Here is a 15,465-nt window from a genome sequence, read left to right on the forward strand (position 1 = left end):
AGATAAAGATTTTGAAGGATTGGAAGGATTTTGAATAAATTAATATCAATAATATGCTTTGTATTAAAGAGTCCTTCCAGGGCTTTTTTTATGCATTTCTTTCTCAAACCCTTTAGACACTAGATTCGAAGTGGAGATCGTGTGTTAATTATTTCATTCGAATTGGTGCAAATTAAGGAAAAGGAGTGATTGCTGCATGCATACTAATGAAGTACATAACTGGGTGTCCAAGCTAGGACTTACGCCACATCCAGAAGGAGGCTATTACAAAAGGACATTCGAGTCAGATGAACAAATCACAGATAAAGAATTATCAGTGACATTTGAGGGGCAGCGCAAATTATATACAAGTATCTACTTTCTATTAACTTCAGTTGATGTTTCCCATTTTCACCGCTCAAGTCGGACGAACTATGGTACTTTCACGCGGGAAGTCCGTTGACGATCCATGTGATCGATGAAAATGGCGAATATCATGAATTGAAATTAGGATTGAATTTGGAAAAAGGAGAAGCACCTCAAATCCTAGTGAAAAAGAATTCAATCTTTGGATCTTCTGTGATGGAAGAGGATACATTCTCCCTTGTAGGGTGTATGGTTTCTCCCGGATTCGAATTTCGAGACTTTGAATTGTTTACACAAGATGAACTCATCCAAAAATATCCGCATCATGATGAAATTATTATGAAATTAGCTTACCAGCAGCTTCCAGAGTAAATTTGTATTTAGAGAATTGTCTGGTGTGATATTGGGATATTTTCCTTTTGGAATGACTTAGTCGAGTGGAGAGAATAGGGAAGAATAGTAGTAGGGATGAGCAGAAAAGAGTAAAGAAAGAAAATCGACACTACATTAAAATACAAATGGGAATCAAGATAACAATTCTAATCATGAACTCGAGCATGCAGCCCACTCCTCTCAAAATCATCCTTGTTACCAACATTATAGAAGAGTTTTATTAAAAATTAGTTGATGAAATGTAAATTTATTGTAAAAACCCCTTAGTTGCCTGATGTCAAAAAAAGACTCAGGCTGTTTATATTTTTAACTGAATGAGGTGTTCTACAGTCGTACCTATATGATGATATTTAGTTGACCAAGTCAACTAAATATCATATACTATTGTTAATATTAAATATTCTGAAGATTGAGGTGGTAAAAAGATGGAAAAACTTCAATATGTAGAAAAAATTCGGAGTTTCAATCGGTATTATGCCAATGTCCTAGGTAAAATTGATCAAGAAATTTATAATAAACCTTTTCCTTTAACAGAAGCACGTGTGATAACTGAAATTAATTTTAGAAACGGTTGTACTGCAACGGAGGTTAGAGAAAATCTAGGAATAGACCGTGGGCAAATGAGCAGAATCGTTCAAAAATTTGAGGAAGAAAAAATTATTAGTAAAAAGCAGGCATCAGACGATAAACGCCAATACTTACTATATCTCACTGACAATGGTAAGGAAATTTTTAATGATTTAGTTGAAAATGCAAATCGTGAAGTGGGAAAAATGATTCAAGAAATAACTAACCGTGATTTGACCAAGTTAATCAGTTCCATGGAAACGATAGAATCCATCTTCACTAAAGTACATTCATCTCAATCAGAGGTATCCATTCGAACGTTTCAACCTGGAGATGTTGGTTTCGTTGCACATCTTCATGGAACTTTGTACGAAAATACATATAAGTTTGGACGAATGTTTGAATATTACGTGATGAAGGGCTTGACTGAATTTATGTTCAATTCAGATGGTGGAGAACTGTGGGTTGCTGAAGTAAATGGTAAAATGGCAGGTTCGATTGCGATTACTAAATCCACTGAACATGTCGCCCAATTAAGATGGTTTATTTTGGATGAAAGTTATCATGGGTTGGGTATTGGTAAGAAACTTATGGAGACCGCTATCGATTTCTGTAAAGAACAAGGATACAAGCATGTTTTCCTATGGACTGTAAGTGTTTTAGGTGCTGCTCGACATCTATACCATAAATATAATTTTGGATTAACAGAAGAAAAACAAAATTATGAGTGGACTGGTTCGAAATTAGTAGAAGAACGATGGGACTTAGAGCTAACCGATGAAAAATAGTTGGGTGGTATAACCTAGTTGCTAGTGATTTCAGGTGTTTGTTTAAAGTAAACTTCCTGCATGAAAAATATACCTTCAGGAAAAATTAAATGAAAGAAGGAAGGTGAATTATGTCCCCAGATGTTTTAGAGGCTATTAAAAATGTAGTACATTCGTTTATAGATGAAGAGCCCAAATCGCCCCTACATGTTGGTGAAGTTATGTCTTGCTGGTTATTTTTAGCTTTATGCGTAGAGACACAGGTACAGACGGAAGCAGGAATAAATAGCACAACCGATCCTGAATTGAGAAGAGCACTTCATGAAGCAGTAGAGATGTTCAAATCGCAAAAAGAAAAGCTTACAGAATTTTTACGGTTAGAAGGAGTACCCTTACCACCCACAAGTGAATCGAAACCAATCTCAGATCCAAACAGCGTACCGTTAGGGGTCAAGTTAACGGATAAAGAACTTGCAAACAGTCTTAAGAAAAAAATATCGATGGCGATTACAAACTGTGCGAATGCATCAGCTCAAATCATTCGTAACGATGTTGGTATGATGTGGGCTAAATTTCTGCAGGAACATATAACCTTTTTAACAATCTTTAAATCAAAAATGCGAAAACGAGGATGGCTTAAAGCCCCTCCACCGTATAATCCAGCAGGTTCACCGAATACAGGAAGGTGAGATATGTGCCAGACATATTAGAAGCTGTTAAAAATGTTTTGCAATCGTTGATGGACGATGAGCCTAAATCAACCTTACATGTTGGTGAGGTAATGTCTTTCTGGTCATTCCTTTCTGAAATGGCGGAGGAACAAGTGCATTCAGAAGCAGGTATTAATAGTACAACAGACCCCGAATTGAAGAAAGCTTTTCAAGCGTCCATAAAAATGTTCAAATCTCAGATAGAACGGCTGACAGAATTTATGCGTTTAGAAGGCGTACCTTTACCCCCTTTAAGTGAATCGAAACCAATCTCTGACCCAAATAAGGTCCCGTTAGGCGTTAAGTTGACGGATGATGAACTGGCAAACAGCATTGGTATTAAAATATATCTAGGTATTTCATTTTGTGCTACCGCTATAATTGAGTCCATTCGTACCGATGTTAGTTTATTATGGATTGAATTTTTACAGGAATACATGACTTTTGGAGTAATTATAAAAACACTTATGAAAAAACGAGGTTGGCTTAAAGTGCCACCGTTCTATTATCCGCCCGGTGCACCCAGTCTATGACTGAGAAAAGAAAAGTAATAGTGACCGCAATTAAAGAATAGGCAATACATAAGGTTGATATAGCCAAACAACCGTTGTATTTGGAAATAAGCCGATTTTCCCAATTTGGTAATCGGCTTATTTTATCATTTTGTGAACTTTCGTACTTAAAGACTATTTTTATGGTTTTAACAGAACCGATAACATGCGTCCTTGCAATGTGGGGTTTGATTTAGAATTCACCAAGTGGCTAACCTCTTGGCAAAAATTAGCAAGGAGTTCTTCGCCGATATTTGTATGTGTGATTTCTCTTCCGCGAAACCGAACGCTTACCTTAACATGAAAACCTTTTGATAAAAAGGCAATTGCGCTTTTTATCTTTGTTTGAAGGTCATTTTCGTCAATCGTAATGGTCATACGGATTTCCTTTGTTTCGATTGTTTTCTGATTCTGCTTGTTCTGCTTTTCTTTTTTCTGTAATTCAAATTTGTATTTTCCGCCATCTAAAATCTTACAAACTGGCGGATCCGATTCACTTATTAGGATAAGGTCTAATCCCATTTCAATCGCCATATCAAGCGCTTGAACAGTGGGAAACACTTGTTGACCGCTTTCTGATACGAGTCGCACTTCTTTTGCCTGAATAGCCTCATTCATAATAATTTTTTTTATAAAAAAATCCCTCCAATTAATATTCATTCAATATAATTTATGTAAAAAATCAGGGGGTGGAAGGGCTCTTAAACTAGAATCTCTATCAAGATTTTTATTTACTGACTGTGATAAAAATTTTCTCCTGCAAACTTTTCACTTCCTCTTTCTATATGATAAATATTCTAAAAATTTCTTGGATGCAAGTGAAAGTGATTTATGCTCTCTCATAGCAATACCAATATTTCGAAAAGCAGGAACTTCAAGCTCTTTTGCTAAAACTTGGTAAGGAATACGGTGTAAAATCAATTCTGGTAATATACTGATTCCCAGCCCATTTTCAACCATAGACATAATGGCATAGTCATCCCATGTTGTAAATTGGATTTGTGGTGAAATTTGGTGCCTCTCAAAAATTTCAGAGATTTCTGCTTTAGCTCCTTTTTCCAATAGAATAAATGGATTGTTCATTAATTCGTTGATTGGAAACTTATCGCAATTAGCAAGCGGATGATCCAGAGGAATTACAACCAGCAATCGGTCTTGCTCCAAAAAGATAGTTTCAATTTCTGCTTTTGTCGGCAGCCGTAAAAATCCAAAGTCAACACGTCCCTCTATAATCCAGTTTTCAATTTCTGTATAATCTCCTAACAGAAGTTCAAAATCAATATTTGGATGATCCTTCTTAAAGAATTTAATAATAATAGGCAGCCAATGGGTTGCCACGCTTGAAAATGTACCAATACGGATCATCCCAGATTGAATATTGTTTAATTCCTCTACCTGCATCATTAAATTTTCCTGTTCATTACATATTCGTTTTAAATGAGGCAGTAACTTTAAGCCATCAGATGTTAAACTGATACCGGCGCGTCCTCTTTCAAAAAGGAAAACTCCCCATTCCGTTTCTAAATCGCTAATCATACGGCTGATGCCAGACTGTGTATAGTTTAATGCATCAGCAGCTCTTGTAAAGCTCCCGTATTCTACTGCTTTGACAAAAGCCATATATTTTTGGACATTCATAATTTTTCCTCTTTTACATTCGTTTTTATCATATCTAACATGAGAAACATTCAATTTTGTAATACATATGAGTATGTTATGCTAATCCCAATAAGATATCAAGTTTGAAAGGGATGGGTATCTATAGATGTTTTATGTGAGTGATATGATGGAAAAAGCACCTGACAGAGTAGGAGTATACGATGAAATCTAAAATTCAGTTTATATTATCAATGATTATTTTCAGTACAATTGGTTTGGTTGTTCGATTCATTGATCTATCATCGAGTGAAAGAGCTTTATTAAGCAGTTTCCTAGGATGTTTATTTTTACTGCTAATATTCTTGTTGATGAAGAAAAAAATTTCATGGAAGTTAGTAAAATCTAATGCTTTATTTTTGATTCTTTCAGGTATTGCATTGGGTGGAAATTGGATTTTTCTTTATCAATCGTATGACTATACGACAATTGCCAATGCAACGCTAGGGTATTACTTTGCACCGGTGTTTGTAATGATTCTTTCTCCCTTTGTACTTCGGGAAAATCTATCCATTAAAAAAATTGTGTGTATTGGAGTAGCAATCGTAGGTATGTTATTGATTGTAGGAGAAGGCGTGAGTGCATCCAAATCAGATGATATACTGGGACTTTCTTTTGGATTAATCGCAGGTGCATTTTATGCTGCGTTGTTGCTTTTAAATAAATTTATTAAGGATACGGGAAAGTTAGAGCTGACCATCATTCAGCTTGGAACAACCACTTTACTGCTAATGCCATATGTTTTCTTGACTTCCGGCTTTGGTATCTTTGAAGTATCAGGTTCTTCCATTCCTTTTATTATCATTTTAGGGATTGTTAATACAGGGATTGGATTTTGGTTGTTTTTCTCTGGTATGGAAAAATTAAAAGGGCAGAGTATAGCTATGTTAAGTTATGTTGACCCATTTGTAGCTATATTGATTTCTGCAATGATTCTCCAAGAACAAATAACTACTATTCAAATGCTGGGTGGTGCACTTCTGTTGGGTTCTACATTTGTAAGTGAAACTAAATTTATTAGATTAACCAAACAGAGCGGAAAAATTCTATCGAAATAGTGAAAAGAGCAGTAGGTATTTTTCAATACTGCACTTTTTTTAACTTCTTGACATACTATAGGGGGGTATAGTAAATTTAAAATATAGAGGAGAGGATAAATGGAAGAAAATATGAACGATGTTTGTCATCTTTTTAATCAAAGAAAGAGTCATCATTCCGATAAAGTAAAGAAAAATCTGGTTACTCGTTTAAATCGAATTGAAGGTCAAATTCGCGGGATTAAAGGATTAATTGAAAAAGACACTTATTGTGATGATGTTATTACGCAAATTTCAGCTACACAATCTGCTTTAAACAGTGTGGCAAAAATTCTTCTAGATGGACATTTAAAAACGTGTGTATTGGAACGAATAAACGAGGGTGATACAGAAGTTTTAGATGAAGTTCTTTTAACTATAGAAAAATTAATGAAAAAATAAATGGGAGAGTGATTATTAATGGAAAAGATTACTTTAAATGTTAATGGAATGTCTTGTGGTCATTGTGTAAATTCAATTGAAGGTAGTGTTGGAAAACTTGATGGTGTTCATTTCGTTAAGGTTAATTTAGCTAAAGGAACAGTCGATGTTGAATTTACCCCTGCTGAAGTCACCTTAAGCAAGATCAAAGAAACAATTGATGACCAGGGCTATGAAGTTGAATAGGATGTTAGAGATAACGTGCCCCGAAATGCACGTTATCTTTAGCAAGAAAATATACCCCCTACCTGTATAGAAGAGGTGAATATCAATGAGTAATGAAATAAACGAAACAACCTTACAGATAACAGGAATGACCTGTGCAGCTTGTGCTACAAGAATTGAAAAAAGACTAAACAAATTAGAGGGCGTTGAAAAAGCTCCTGTCAATTTCGCGTTAGAAACCGTCCTTGTTGAGTATAATCCTGAACAGGTCTCTGTCTCTGAGATGAAAGAGGCTATTAAAAAGCTAGGGTATACCCTAGAACAAAAGATAGAAAATGCAGGAGAACAGGTTGACCATCGTCAAAAAGAAATTGAAAAGCAGCAAGGGAAGTTTATTTTTTCTCTGATCTTGTCATTCCCATTATTGTGGGCGATGGTTAGCCACTTTGAATTTACACGGTTTATTTGGTTGCCAGATATGTTAATGAATCCTTGGGTTCAGTTAGCTTTGGCAACACCAGTACAATTCATCGTTGGTAAACAGTTTTATGTGGGAGCTTATAAAGCGTTAAGAAATAAGAGTGCAAATATGGATGTGCTTGTTGCATTGGGGACATCAGCAGCATATTTCTATAGTTTATATTTAAGTATTAGCTCGATTCGCTCCGGTGCACATATGGTAGAACTCTATTATGAAACAAGCGCTGTTCTTATTACCTTAATTCTATTAGGGAAACTGTTTGAAGCAAAGGCTAAAGGACGTTCGTCTGAGGCGATTAAAAAATTAATGGGACTGCAGGCGAAAAATGCAACAGTCGTTCGTGATGGTCAAGAGATGATAATCCCAATTGAGGAAGTCTTAGAAGGGGATATAGTTTTTGTGAAACCAGGTGAAAAAGTCCCGGTTGATGGCGAAATTGTGGAAGGCAGGTCAGCCCTTGATGAATCAATGTTAACGGGTGAAAGTATTCCAATAGATAAAACAGTTGGAGATACCGTTATTGGTTCAACGATTAATAAAAATGGTTTCTTGAAAATTAAAGCAACTAAAGTTGGAAAAGATACAGCACTAGCTCAAATTATTAAGGTGGTTGAAGAAGCACAAGGTTCTAAAGCTCCAATTCAGCGGTTAGCTGACGTGATTTCAGGAATTTTTGTGCCGATCGTTGTAGGAATAGCAATGATTACTTTCCTAGTATGGTATTTCGGTGTAAATCCTGGCGATTTTGCGGATGCTCTTGAGAAATTTATTGCGGTATTAGTGATTGCTTGTCCTTGTGCATTGGGATTAGCTACACCAACTTCAATTATGGCTGGCTCAGGACGTGCAGCCGAATTTGGGATTTTATTTAAAGGTGGGGAACACCTTGAAACAACTCATCGCTTAGATACGATCATTCTCGATAAAACAGGTACAGTGACAAACGGAAAACCGTCTTTAACCGATGTTATTTTAGCAGAAGGCGTGAACGAAAATGAATTACTAACGCTGGTTGGTACGGCGGAAAAAAACTCTGAACATCCACTTGCGGAAGCAATTGTGGAAGGTATAAAGGAAAAAGGAATAAACCTTGGTTCGTCTGATAGTTTCGAAGCTATTCCTGGTTTCGGTATTCAGTCAACGGTGAATGGTAAGCAGTTATTAATCGGGACACGCAGACTCATGGCAAAATATAGCGTCAATGTTCAAGCTGTACTGGCCAATATGGAGAACTTGGAAAAGCAAGGGAAAACAGCGATGTTAGTAGCCATCGATGGGCACTATGCAGGTTTAGTTGCCGTGGCGGATACCATTAAGGATACATCGAAGGAAGCCATTTCCCGTTTGCATAGCATGGGTTTAGACGTAGTAATGATTACAGGTGATAATGCCCAAACCGCGCAAGCAATTGCGGAACAAGTAGGAATTAAGAAAGTCATAGCGGAAGTTTTACCTGAAGGGAAGGCAGAAGAAGTGAAAAAGCTTCAACAAGCTGGTAAAAAAGCAGCCATGGTCGGAGATGGAATTAATGATGCTCCGGCACTTGCGACAGCTGATATCGGTATGGCAATTGGTACAGGTACCGATGTGGCAATGGAAGCAGCCGATATTACCCTAATTCGTGGCGATTTAACTGGTATTGCCGACGCGATTTTTATGAGTAAAAAGACGATCACAAATATTAAGCAAAATCTTTTCTGGGCGCTTGCATATAACGTCATAGGAATTCCAATCGCAGCATCAGGTTTCTTAGCACCTTGGTTAGCTGGTGCAGCAATGGCATTTAGTTCTGTATCGGTTGTTCTCAACGCACTCAGACTTCAGAGAATTAAGGTAAAAGCTTAATGTAGAAAAGGAGGAGGTCTGTATGAAAAAAAGCATAATGATTTAGGCTGATTCAGCTATCGCTTATCTTGGGATCGTCATTGCTGGTTAAAGTGTGTATGCTAGTTCATAGACAAAGGTAAAAAGCAGGAGAAATTCTATAAATTTTTAAAACGTGATAATAATTTATGAATTGGAAAACAATAGTACTTAAGAAAGGAGGGGATTGGAGTGTATTTGAAAAAGTGGTTAACTGGATGGGTCGTTTTATTTGCAACGATTATCGTGATGTCAACTATTGGTTCACATTATGTATTCGCCGAATCTGGTCTAACAACAAAGCCTGTTGAGACAGCAAAAGCGATAGCGGTCGGATTGAATGATAATTACTTTAATCCGAAGGACATCACTATTCCGAATGGACAAACGACAACATTGATTTTGAAGAACCAAGGTAAGAAACCGCACACATTCACCGTGGAAAAGCTCGGAATTAACACCGAAGTCCAGCCAGGAAAAGAAACAACTATTACTGTGACACCGAAAAATCCCGGTACATATGAACTAATCTGCCGGTACCATTTCCAGGAAGGAATGGTTGGGAAAGTAATCGTGAAATAACAAGCAGGGCCAATTGGGGCCTTGCTTTTTTAAGTTACGAAGAATTACCAGCCAAATTCATTTCTAAATAAAGTGGTCCTTTTCCTCCAAAAAAAGGACCCCATCATTGGCAGGGGATTCAAGCATTAATCGTTTCGTCATCGTTTTCCACATAGGGACCCTGAAATGGTGAAATGGATTGCTACCCGTAAACTTGAAATCTAAGGTGATTTTTACTTCTTGATTTTTGAATACAAAACAGACAGAAAAATGTTTTTCTGTCTGTTCTGGTTTCTTAAAAGGAGTATGATTCTCCGTCATCTGGCACTAATACATTGGAGGAGATTCCTTTATAATGAATGAAACTTTTCAATTCTACTCTCGATAAAGTCCAATGATTGACAGCTTCCATATGAATAGAAATTATTTTAGCGTGAGGAGCAGACTTGTAAACTTCATAAATGTCTTCTTTTCCCATAACTAGAGAGCCACCTTGAAGGAATTGATTATCACCACCATTTACAACAATGATTTCTGGTTGATGTGTTTCGATAACTTCTTGAACCGCTTTATACCAAACGGTATCTCCAGCTACATATAAAGTTTTCTCACTTGAGTGTTTGAAGACAACCCCACACACTAGACCAAGAAGTTTTAAAATTTCTCCACGTCCGTGCTCACCTTTTGTTTTGATTAATTGGATCCCATCAAAAACGGTATCTTCTTGTAGAACTTCAACATTTTTAAAACCATCGTTTCTAACTTTTCCAGCATCCTCTTCATTTTGCACAAACATTCTTATCTGTTTTGGCAAAACATCTTTGGCAGTATCATCGTAATGATCTAGGTGAAGATGAGTTACTATAACAGCATCTACATCATTAATAATCTCCTCAATGGAGTTTGGTAAACTGACTAAAGGATTCTTTTGATCTTGCCTTAATGAATTGCGAAAGGGCGGGTACGTACCCTTCTCAGACAAAAATGGATCGATTAAAAACTTCTTCCCTGCATATTGGACAACAATGGTTGCATTTCGAATGTGTTGTATATTCATATTCTTATGCTCCTTTTCAATAATGTACATATAGTTTATAATAGGACCGCAATTTACTACATAGATAAAATCAAGTCTTTTTACGCTTTCACTTGATTATTGAAAGGAGTTGATTTGATAAATGTTAGATAGTACAGATAGGCGAATCCTTGATGAACTTTCAAAGAACAGCCGGATTACGATGAAGGAATTAGGTGAAAAAGTCCATTTGACCGGACAGGCAGCTTCAGCCAGAGTGGCGAAGTTAGAGGATCATGGAATAATTGAAGGGTATAGCATTAAAGTCAATCAAGCAAAAATGGGATATGCCGTTCACGCTATTATACATATCTATACAAAAAGCACGAACCATCAACCTTATTTGTCCTTTGTTAAAACACAACAACAGTTTGTCATGAATAACTACAAAATCAGTGGGGAAAGTTGTTATCTTCTCGAGTGTAAATTTCCATCCAATGAAATATTAGATGAATTTTTAACAAGCCTAAGTAATTATGTGAGTTATAAATTATCGATTGTTATAAGTAAATAATAAATTAATAGAAATGAATGATTGTGAAGATATCTGGTAAGCCCCCCAAATCAACTAACTCTGAGGGGCTCTTCATTTTTAGGTGGCAGGCTTGATCGGGATGAAGACTCTTTATTCATCGCCAACAAGAATATCAATCCAATAATACAAGCAGTACCCACCCATTGGAATAGACCAAACGGTTCTTTTAACCAAAAGACTGTTGTTAAAACGGCAGCAAGCGGCTCTATACTACCTAAAAGACTTGATTCTTTCGGTTGAAGACTTTGTAAACTTTCTATATAAAACCAAAATGCAATCATCGTACCAAAGATGATCACGAAGAATAAATAAAAATAAGCTTCAAACGTTAAGCCAGTAAAGCTCATTTGCCAAGGGGGATGGATAAAACTTAAGGCAAAACCACCGATCAACATAGCCCAACCGACAATGACAAGTGAGTCGAATTGCGCAAGGAGTGGTACGGCATATAGAGTATAAAAGGCTAAAGCGATTCCAGATAAAACACCCCATACGATTGCAGGTGTAGACACAGATAATTGAGAGATGGAGCCATTTGTTAATAAGAAAAAACAACCTACTAATGCGAGAATAACAGTTAACAAATCTCTTTTTGTTAGAACTGTTTGTTTGCGGAAAATGAGGTATACGATAATCATAACAGGTGCTAAATACTGTAGAAGTGTTGCAACAGCGGCATTTCCATGTTTAATGGAAGCCATGTATGTGTATTGAACCGCAAGCATACCCACTAATCCGAAAATAATCAATTGAATGGCGGTCCTTCGAGTTCTCCAAACACCTAATATCTGGGAACGGTCTTTTCGCAAAAATTGAACGGTTAAGAGTAAAAAACCAGCTATAAGTAAGCGGATCGTTACCAGCCAATCAACATCGATTTGATACTGTTGAAAAAGCTTCTTTGCCACTGTGCCACCAATTCCCCAAAATATTGCTCCCGTTATAACAAGAATGATTCCCTTTTGTCGATTCATGTTCGATTCTCCACCTTAAAATATAAAAATAGTGTTATAATATTCTAAATAATAAGTGGAGAACTTCAAAAATAATACTCAAATCGAATGATAAAATATAAGAATATTGAGGTGGGGTATGCAAATTAAAGATTTTATGGTGGATCATAGTTTAAAAGAATTAACAGAGCATCGTACCGTTGTGTTACCTATTGCCTGTTACGAAACCACGATTAACCAAAATATTAATGGATATATCCCACTTCATTGGCATGATGAATTTCAGTTTGTGCTCGTTGTAAAAGGAGAGGCCAGCTTTAAAATTAATGAAGAAAAAATGGCTGTTCAAGAAGGAGAGGGGCTTTTTATTAATAGCGGCTGCCTGCACATGGCAAAAGATAATAAGGATTCGGGCTGCATCTATATTTGTTTAAATGTTTCTCCGAACTTCGTTTTATCACAAGAACTTTATCCAACCTATGTACACCCTTATATTGAAGCGACTAATATTCCTTGTTTACCCTTAGTTCCAAAGAAGTCTTGGGCGAATAATATTTTGGTCTCTATTATGAAAATTAATCAGTTGATAAAAGAAAATCCACCATTCAATGAAATCGACATCAGCTTACATCTCACATTAATTTGGAAGAACCTCATCATGAATGGAATTCAATTAGAGTACGAACAACCGGAAATGGTTAAGAGTCAACGAATGAAGCAAATGTTAAATTGGATCCACCTACATTATGGTGAGAAAATCCTTTTAGACGATATTGCACGAGCTGGTCAATTAAGCCGTTCCGAATGCTGTCGATATTTCAAACGGATTTTAAAGACATCACCTTTGAACTATGTAACCGATTATCGTATTCAAAAAAGTTTAATTTTGCTACAACAACCAGAATCCAATGTCACAGATGTTGCCTATCAGGTAGGATTTAACAGCACGAGCTATTTCATTGATAAATTTCGAAAGTCGATGAATATGACACCATTAGCCTACAAAAAAATAAAAATTACTGATCACTTGTGAAATGTTATATACAATAGCTTGTCTTCATAACTATGTATAAAAGGCATAGGGTGTGAAGAATTCATGCGAATATTAAAGAATGTATCATTATTTTTTCTAGCCTCTTTATTATTAATGCTAACAATTATGTTTTTGAACGATTGGTTTCATTTAGGTATTTCTGATAACGATATAGATATTTTCCTTGGACCTACAATTATGTTAATTTTCTTCTGGATTGCTTCACCGGACCTAAGGAAGCACTTCTTTGCACAATTTATTAGAGTCAAAGCTTTTGATAGAGTGATATTGCTGCCCGTTTTATTAGCAATATTGGTGCTTTTTTTCATGTATTCCTATTTCTACTTTCCAGCATTATTTAATAAAGAGCCATTAACGGTTGGTAAAGCTCAATATTTAGGTCATCATGAACTTACTACTGCCGGCGAGATTTTATTGTTAGGGATCATAGGACCTTTTAGTGAAGAATTTCTATTCCGCTTTTTTCTTATTGTTTATTTGCCGTATCTAGCCCTCTATCATACGTTCATTAAACAGCCTCTTATAGCAAAGAAAAATGTGAATAAAAGTATTTCAAAACCTTTTATATTCTTAGGAAATATAGCGAATAAGGTTTACTACCGAGTATTTGAAATGAAAGATAAAAAACTAATAAGTGGCTGGGTGATACTAGTTTCATTTTTCTTCGCTCTCGTTCATGGACCTGACCTTTATTCATTTCCTGTCTATTTCTTACCTGGGATACTATTTAGCTTTGTCTATTTAAAGTACGGGTTTTTAGCAAGTTGGATATGTCATGGAGCTGCTAATTCCTTTTCAGGGATTGTTAATTCGATATTTATCTCATTTCTTAATGGGACATGAAAAGAGGAAACTACAAGAGTCGAAACTTATTATAAACTATTCCGTCATATACATTAATAGGGGGAATGTGTATGAAGAAATGTTTTTTAGTATTAATAGCTCTTTTTGGACTTACCATATTAGGTTGTTCAAAAAATGGATTGTCAGGAGGAAAGCCTCCTAAAGCATTTATAGAAATTAATAATAAAAGATTTGAAACTACACTTGGTACTTATTGTTGGCAAGAGAATGGAAAAGGTAAATGCGTCGATTCTATCGGACCAATTGAGCTATTAAAAGGTAAAAAGCCAATAGAAGTAAAATCTGGAGAGAATATAACTTTCGTGATGGATTATGAACCAAAACCAAATAAATTCCATGTTATACAGATAAGTAATAACAAAGAAACTGAAATCGTTGTTAAGGATAATAATTTTTCAGCACCTATACAAAAAGGGCTTTATTATTTCTCTTATGGAGTATGGTGGATGGATGAAAAGGAAGAAAATTTGTCTCATGGCGATGCTTTTTACTCCTTCTCCTTAGAAGTAAAATAAATCCTCTTATCGTAATGATAAGAGGATTTTCAATTTAGATGTTCCTAATTTCATCTCCTTTGGCATGCCATGAATATCATCGGCAGTTCCTAAATCGGGATAATAGACCTAATACACTTGTTGTAATATTAACTGTTTTGATTTGGGATACTAAGCATGATAAAGGGGGTGAAGTGGTTGGAAAAACTAAAAATGAACTTGGAGGGGAAAAACACGGCTCTCATCGTCGTGGATGTGCAAAACGATTATTGCCATCCCGATGGAGCGATTGCCAAAAGTGGAAATGACGTTAGTTCGGTCAAAAAAATGATGCCGAACTTATGCAACTTGTTGGATGCGGCAAGAGAGCACTCAGTTCCAATCATATTCCTACAGACGAATCATGATAAGACAACTGATTCTGAGGTTTGGCTTTCCCGATTTCCGGATGGTGTAAATCCGATTTGCAAGACGGGGAGCTGGGGAGCGGAATTTTACGAAGTTGAGCCACAGTCTATTGACATCATCGTTAAGAAACACCGTTACAGTGGGTTCATTCATACTATGTTAGAATCCATATTGCGAACTCTTAAGATCGAAACCCTAATTATAACTGGTGTGAGTACGAATCTTTGCGTGGAATCAACTGCAAGAGACGGGTTTATGCTGGATTATCGAATCGTGCTCATGAACGATGCTTGCGCGGCTTTTTCGAAGGAAGAACACGAAATGACCTTAAAAACCGTGGATACCTATTTTGGGATGGTGGCAGATACGGAACAGGTTGTTTCCTTTTGGAGGATGAACGCAACCAAATCTCCCCAGTTTGTAACATAATCGGTTTGATGAAAAACGACTATACTTTTAGAGACAGCACCAACAATACAAACAGTGGGGGACTAGGATGTATAATA

At 36.3% G+C, this 15,465-nt stretch carries 16 protein-coding genes and 2 pseudogenes; 14 read left to right on the forward strand and 4 right to left on the reverse strand.

Annotated features, from left to right (window positions below; genetic code table 11):
* Positions 1 to 196: 196 nt before the first annotated feature.
* From QNH17_RS12450 to QNH17_RS12465, 4 genes and pseudogenes are all read left to right on the forward strand, one after another.
* Positions 197 to 717: pseudogene (locus tag QNH17_RS12450) on the forward strand (cupin domain-containing protein).
* A 446-nt stretch (positions 718 to 1,163) separates the two neighbouring features.
* Positions 1,164 to 2,093, forward strand: coding sequence for a bifunctional helix-turn-helix transcriptional regulator/GNAT family N-acetyltransferase (locus tag QNH17_RS12455; RefSeq protein WP_283878975.1), 930 nt, complete (start codon positions 1,164 to 1,166; stop codon positions 2,091 to 2,093).
* A 110-nt stretch (positions 2,094 to 2,203) separates the two neighbouring features.
* A complete protein-coding gene (locus QNH17_RS12460) occupies positions 2,204 to 2,761 on the forward strand; it encodes a DUF3231 family protein (RefSeq protein WP_283878976.1) in 558 nt (185 codons plus the stop codon).
* Positions 2,762 to 2,766: 5 nt separating this feature from the next.
* A complete protein-coding gene (locus tag QNH17_RS12465) occupies positions 2,767 to 3,315 on the forward strand; it encodes a DUF3231 family protein (protein WP_283878977.1) in 549 nt (182 codons plus the stop codon).
* 159 nt (positions 3,316 to 3,474) lie between these two features.
* Here the strand turns inward: QNH17_RS12465 and infC are convergent, their stop codons facing one another.
* Complete coding sequence (infC, locus tag QNH17_RS12470; protein WP_283878978.1) at positions 3,475 to 3,951, reverse strand: translation initiation factor IF-3; 477 nt, start codon at positions 3,949 to 3,951, stop codon at positions 3,475 to 3,477.
* A 150-nt stretch (positions 3,952 to 4,101) separates the two neighbouring features.
* Complete coding sequence (locus QNH17_RS12475) at positions 4,102 to 4,971, reverse strand: LysR family transcriptional regulator (RefSeq protein ID WP_283878979.1); 870 nt, start codon at positions 4,969 to 4,971, stop codon at positions 4,102 to 4,104.
* Between the two features lie 182 nt (positions 4,972 to 5,153).
* Here QNH17_RS12475 and QNH17_RS12480 point away from each other — a divergent pair, with 182 nt between their 5' ends.
* The 5 genes and pseudogenes from QNH17_RS12480 to QNH17_RS12500 all read left to right on the forward strand — a co-directional run bounded on the left by QNH17_RS12480 (position 5,154) and on the right by QNH17_RS12500 (position 9,597).
* The gene (locus QNH17_RS12480; RefSeq protein WP_283878980.1) at positions 5,154 to 6,047 is read left to right on the forward strand and encodes a DMT family transporter; all 894 of its coding nucleotides are present in this window, start codon (positions 5,154 to 5,156) and stop codon (positions 6,045 to 6,047) included.
* A 99-nt stretch (positions 6,048 to 6,146) separates the two neighbouring features.
* Positions 6,147 to 6,467: a metal-sensitive transcriptional regulator gene (locus tag QNH17_RS12485; protein ID WP_283878981.1), complete on the forward strand. Its 321-nt coding sequence runs from the start codon at positions 6,147 to 6,149 to the stop codon at positions 6,465 to 6,467.
* Between the two features lie 18 nt (positions 6,468 to 6,485).
* Positions 6,486 to 6,692, forward strand: coding sequence for a copper chaperone CopZ (gene copZ, locus QNH17_RS12490; RefSeq protein WP_283878982.1), 207 nt, complete (start codon positions 6,486 to 6,488; stop codon positions 6,690 to 6,692).
* A gap of 118 nt (positions 6,693 to 6,810) precedes the next feature.
* Positions 6,811 to 8,997, forward strand: a pseudogene (locus QNH17_RS12495) (heavy metal translocating P-type ATPase); the annotation flags it as partial.
* Positions 8,998 to 9,207: 210 nt separating this feature from the next.
* Positions 9,208 to 9,597 carry a cupredoxin domain-containing protein gene (locus tag QNH17_RS12500; protein WP_283878983.1) on the forward strand — a complete coding sequence of 130 codons (390 nt, stop codon included), beginning with the start codon at positions 9,208 to 9,210 and terminating at the stop codon, positions 9,595 to 9,597.
* Positions 9,598 to 9,871: 274 nt separating this feature from the next.
* Here QNH17_RS12500 and QNH17_RS12505 read toward each other — a convergent pair whose 3' ends face one another.
* The gene (locus QNH17_RS12505) at positions 9,872 to 10,633 is read right to left on the reverse strand and encodes an MBL fold metallo-hydrolase (protein WP_283878984.1); all 762 of its coding nucleotides are present in this window, start codon (positions 10,631 to 10,633) and stop codon (positions 9,872 to 9,874) included.
* Positions 10,634 to 10,754: 121 nt separating this feature from the next.
* On the opposite strand from QNH17_RS12505, the gene QNH17_RS12510 reads away from it, so the two are divergent.
* On the forward strand, positions 10,755 to 11,165 hold the full coding sequence (locus QNH17_RS12510; RefSeq protein ID WP_283878985.1) for an Lrp/AsnC family transcriptional regulator: 411 nt from the start codon (positions 10,755 to 10,757) through the stop codon (positions 11,163 to 11,165).
* A gap of 50 nt (positions 11,166 to 11,215) precedes the next feature.
* Here QNH17_RS12510 and QNH17_RS12515 read toward each other — a convergent pair whose 3' ends face one another.
* Complete coding sequence (locus QNH17_RS12515; RefSeq protein WP_283878986.1) at positions 11,216 to 12,160, reverse strand: EamA family transporter; 945 nt, start codon at positions 12,158 to 12,160, stop codon at positions 11,216 to 11,218.
* Between the two features lie 118 nt (positions 12,161 to 12,278).
* Here QNH17_RS12515 and QNH17_RS12520 point away from each other — a divergent pair, with 118 nt between their 5' ends.
* The 4 genes from QNH17_RS12520 (at position 12,279) to QNH17_RS12535 (ending at position 15,388) form a co-directional block, all read left to right on the forward strand.
* On the forward strand, positions 12,279 to 13,172 hold the full coding sequence (locus QNH17_RS12520; protein ID WP_283878987.1) for an AraC family transcriptional regulator: 894 nt from the start codon (positions 12,279 to 12,281) through the stop codon (positions 13,170 to 13,172).
* Positions 13,173 to 13,235: 63 nt separating this feature from the next.
* On the forward strand, positions 13,236 to 14,036 hold the full coding sequence (locus QNH17_RS12525) for a CPBP family intramembrane glutamic endopeptidase (protein WP_283878988.1): 801 nt from the start codon (positions 13,236 to 13,238) through the stop codon (positions 14,034 to 14,036).
* 71 nt (positions 14,037 to 14,107) lie between these two features.
* Positions 14,108 to 14,572 carry a hypothetical protein gene (locus tag QNH17_RS12530; protein ID WP_283878989.1) on the forward strand — a complete coding sequence of 155 codons (465 nt, stop codon included), beginning with the start codon at positions 14,108 to 14,110 and terminating at the stop codon, positions 14,570 to 14,572.
* 177 nt (positions 14,573 to 14,749) lie between these two features.
* Positions 14,750 to 15,388, forward strand: a complete 639-nt coding sequence (locus QNH17_RS12535; RefSeq protein ID WP_283878990.1) for a cysteine hydrolase family protein — start codon at positions 14,750 to 14,752, stop codon at positions 15,386 to 15,388.
* Positions 15,389 to 15,465: the final 77 nt, after the last annotated feature.

Source organism: Neobacillus sp. SuZ13, from assembly GCF_030123365.1.
GTDB lineage: Bacteria > Bacillota > Bacilli > Bacillales > Cytobacillaceae > Neobacillus.

What these genes read in the sequence shown, in the direction of transcription:
- QNH17_RS12455 (WP_283878975.1), top strand. Translation starts at nt 1,164, where the DNA reads ATGGAAAAACTTCAATATGTAGAAAAAATTCGGAGTTTCAATCGGTAT.
- QNH17_RS12460 (WP_283878976.1), top strand. Translation starts at nt 2,204, where the DNA reads ATGTCCCCAGATGTTTTAGAGGCTATTAAAAATGTAGTACATTCGTTT.
- infC (WP_283878978.1), bottom strand. Translation starts at nt 3,951, where the DNA reads ATGAATGAGGCTATTCAGGCAAAAGAAGTGCGACTCGTATCAGAAAGC.
- QNH17_RS12475 (WP_283878979.1), bottom strand. Translation starts at nt 4,971, where the DNA reads ATGAATGTCCAAAAATATATGGCTTTTGTCAAAGCAGTAGAATACGGG.
- QNH17_RS12480 (WP_283878980.1), top strand. Translation starts at nt 5,154, where the DNA reads ATGAAATCTAAAATTCAGTTTATATTATCAATGATTATTTTCAGTACA.
- QNH17_RS12485 (WP_283878981.1), top strand. Translation starts at nt 6,147, where the DNA reads ATGGAAGAAAATATGAACGATGTTTGTCATCTTTTTAATCAAAGAAAG.
- copZ (WP_283878982.1), top strand. Translation starts at nt 6,486, where the DNA reads ATGGAAAAGATTACTTTAAATGTTAATGGAATGTCTTGTGGTCATTGT.
- QNH17_RS12505 (WP_283878984.1), bottom strand. Translation starts at nt 10,633, where the DNA reads ATGAATATACAACACATTCGAAATGCAACCATTGTTGTCCAATATGCA.
- QNH17_RS12510 (WP_283878985.1), top strand. Translation starts at nt 10,755, where the DNA reads ATGTTAGATAGTACAGATAGGCGAATCCTTGATGAACTTTCAAAGAAC.
- QNH17_RS12515 (WP_283878986.1), bottom strand. Translation starts at nt 12,160, where the DNA reads ATGAATCGACAAAAGGGAATCATTCTTGTTATAACGGGAGCAATATTT.
- QNH17_RS12520 (WP_283878987.1), top strand. Translation starts at nt 12,279, where the DNA reads ATGCAAATTAAAGATTTTATGGTGGATCATAGTTTAAAAGAATTAACA.
- QNH17_RS12525 (WP_283878988.1), top strand. Translation starts at nt 13,236, where the DNA reads ATGCGAATATTAAAGAATGTATCATTATTTTTTCTAGCCTCTTTATTA.
- QNH17_RS12530 (WP_283878989.1), top strand. Translation starts at nt 14,108, where the DNA reads ATGAAGAAATGTTTTTTAGTATTAATAGCTCTTTTTGGACTTACCATA.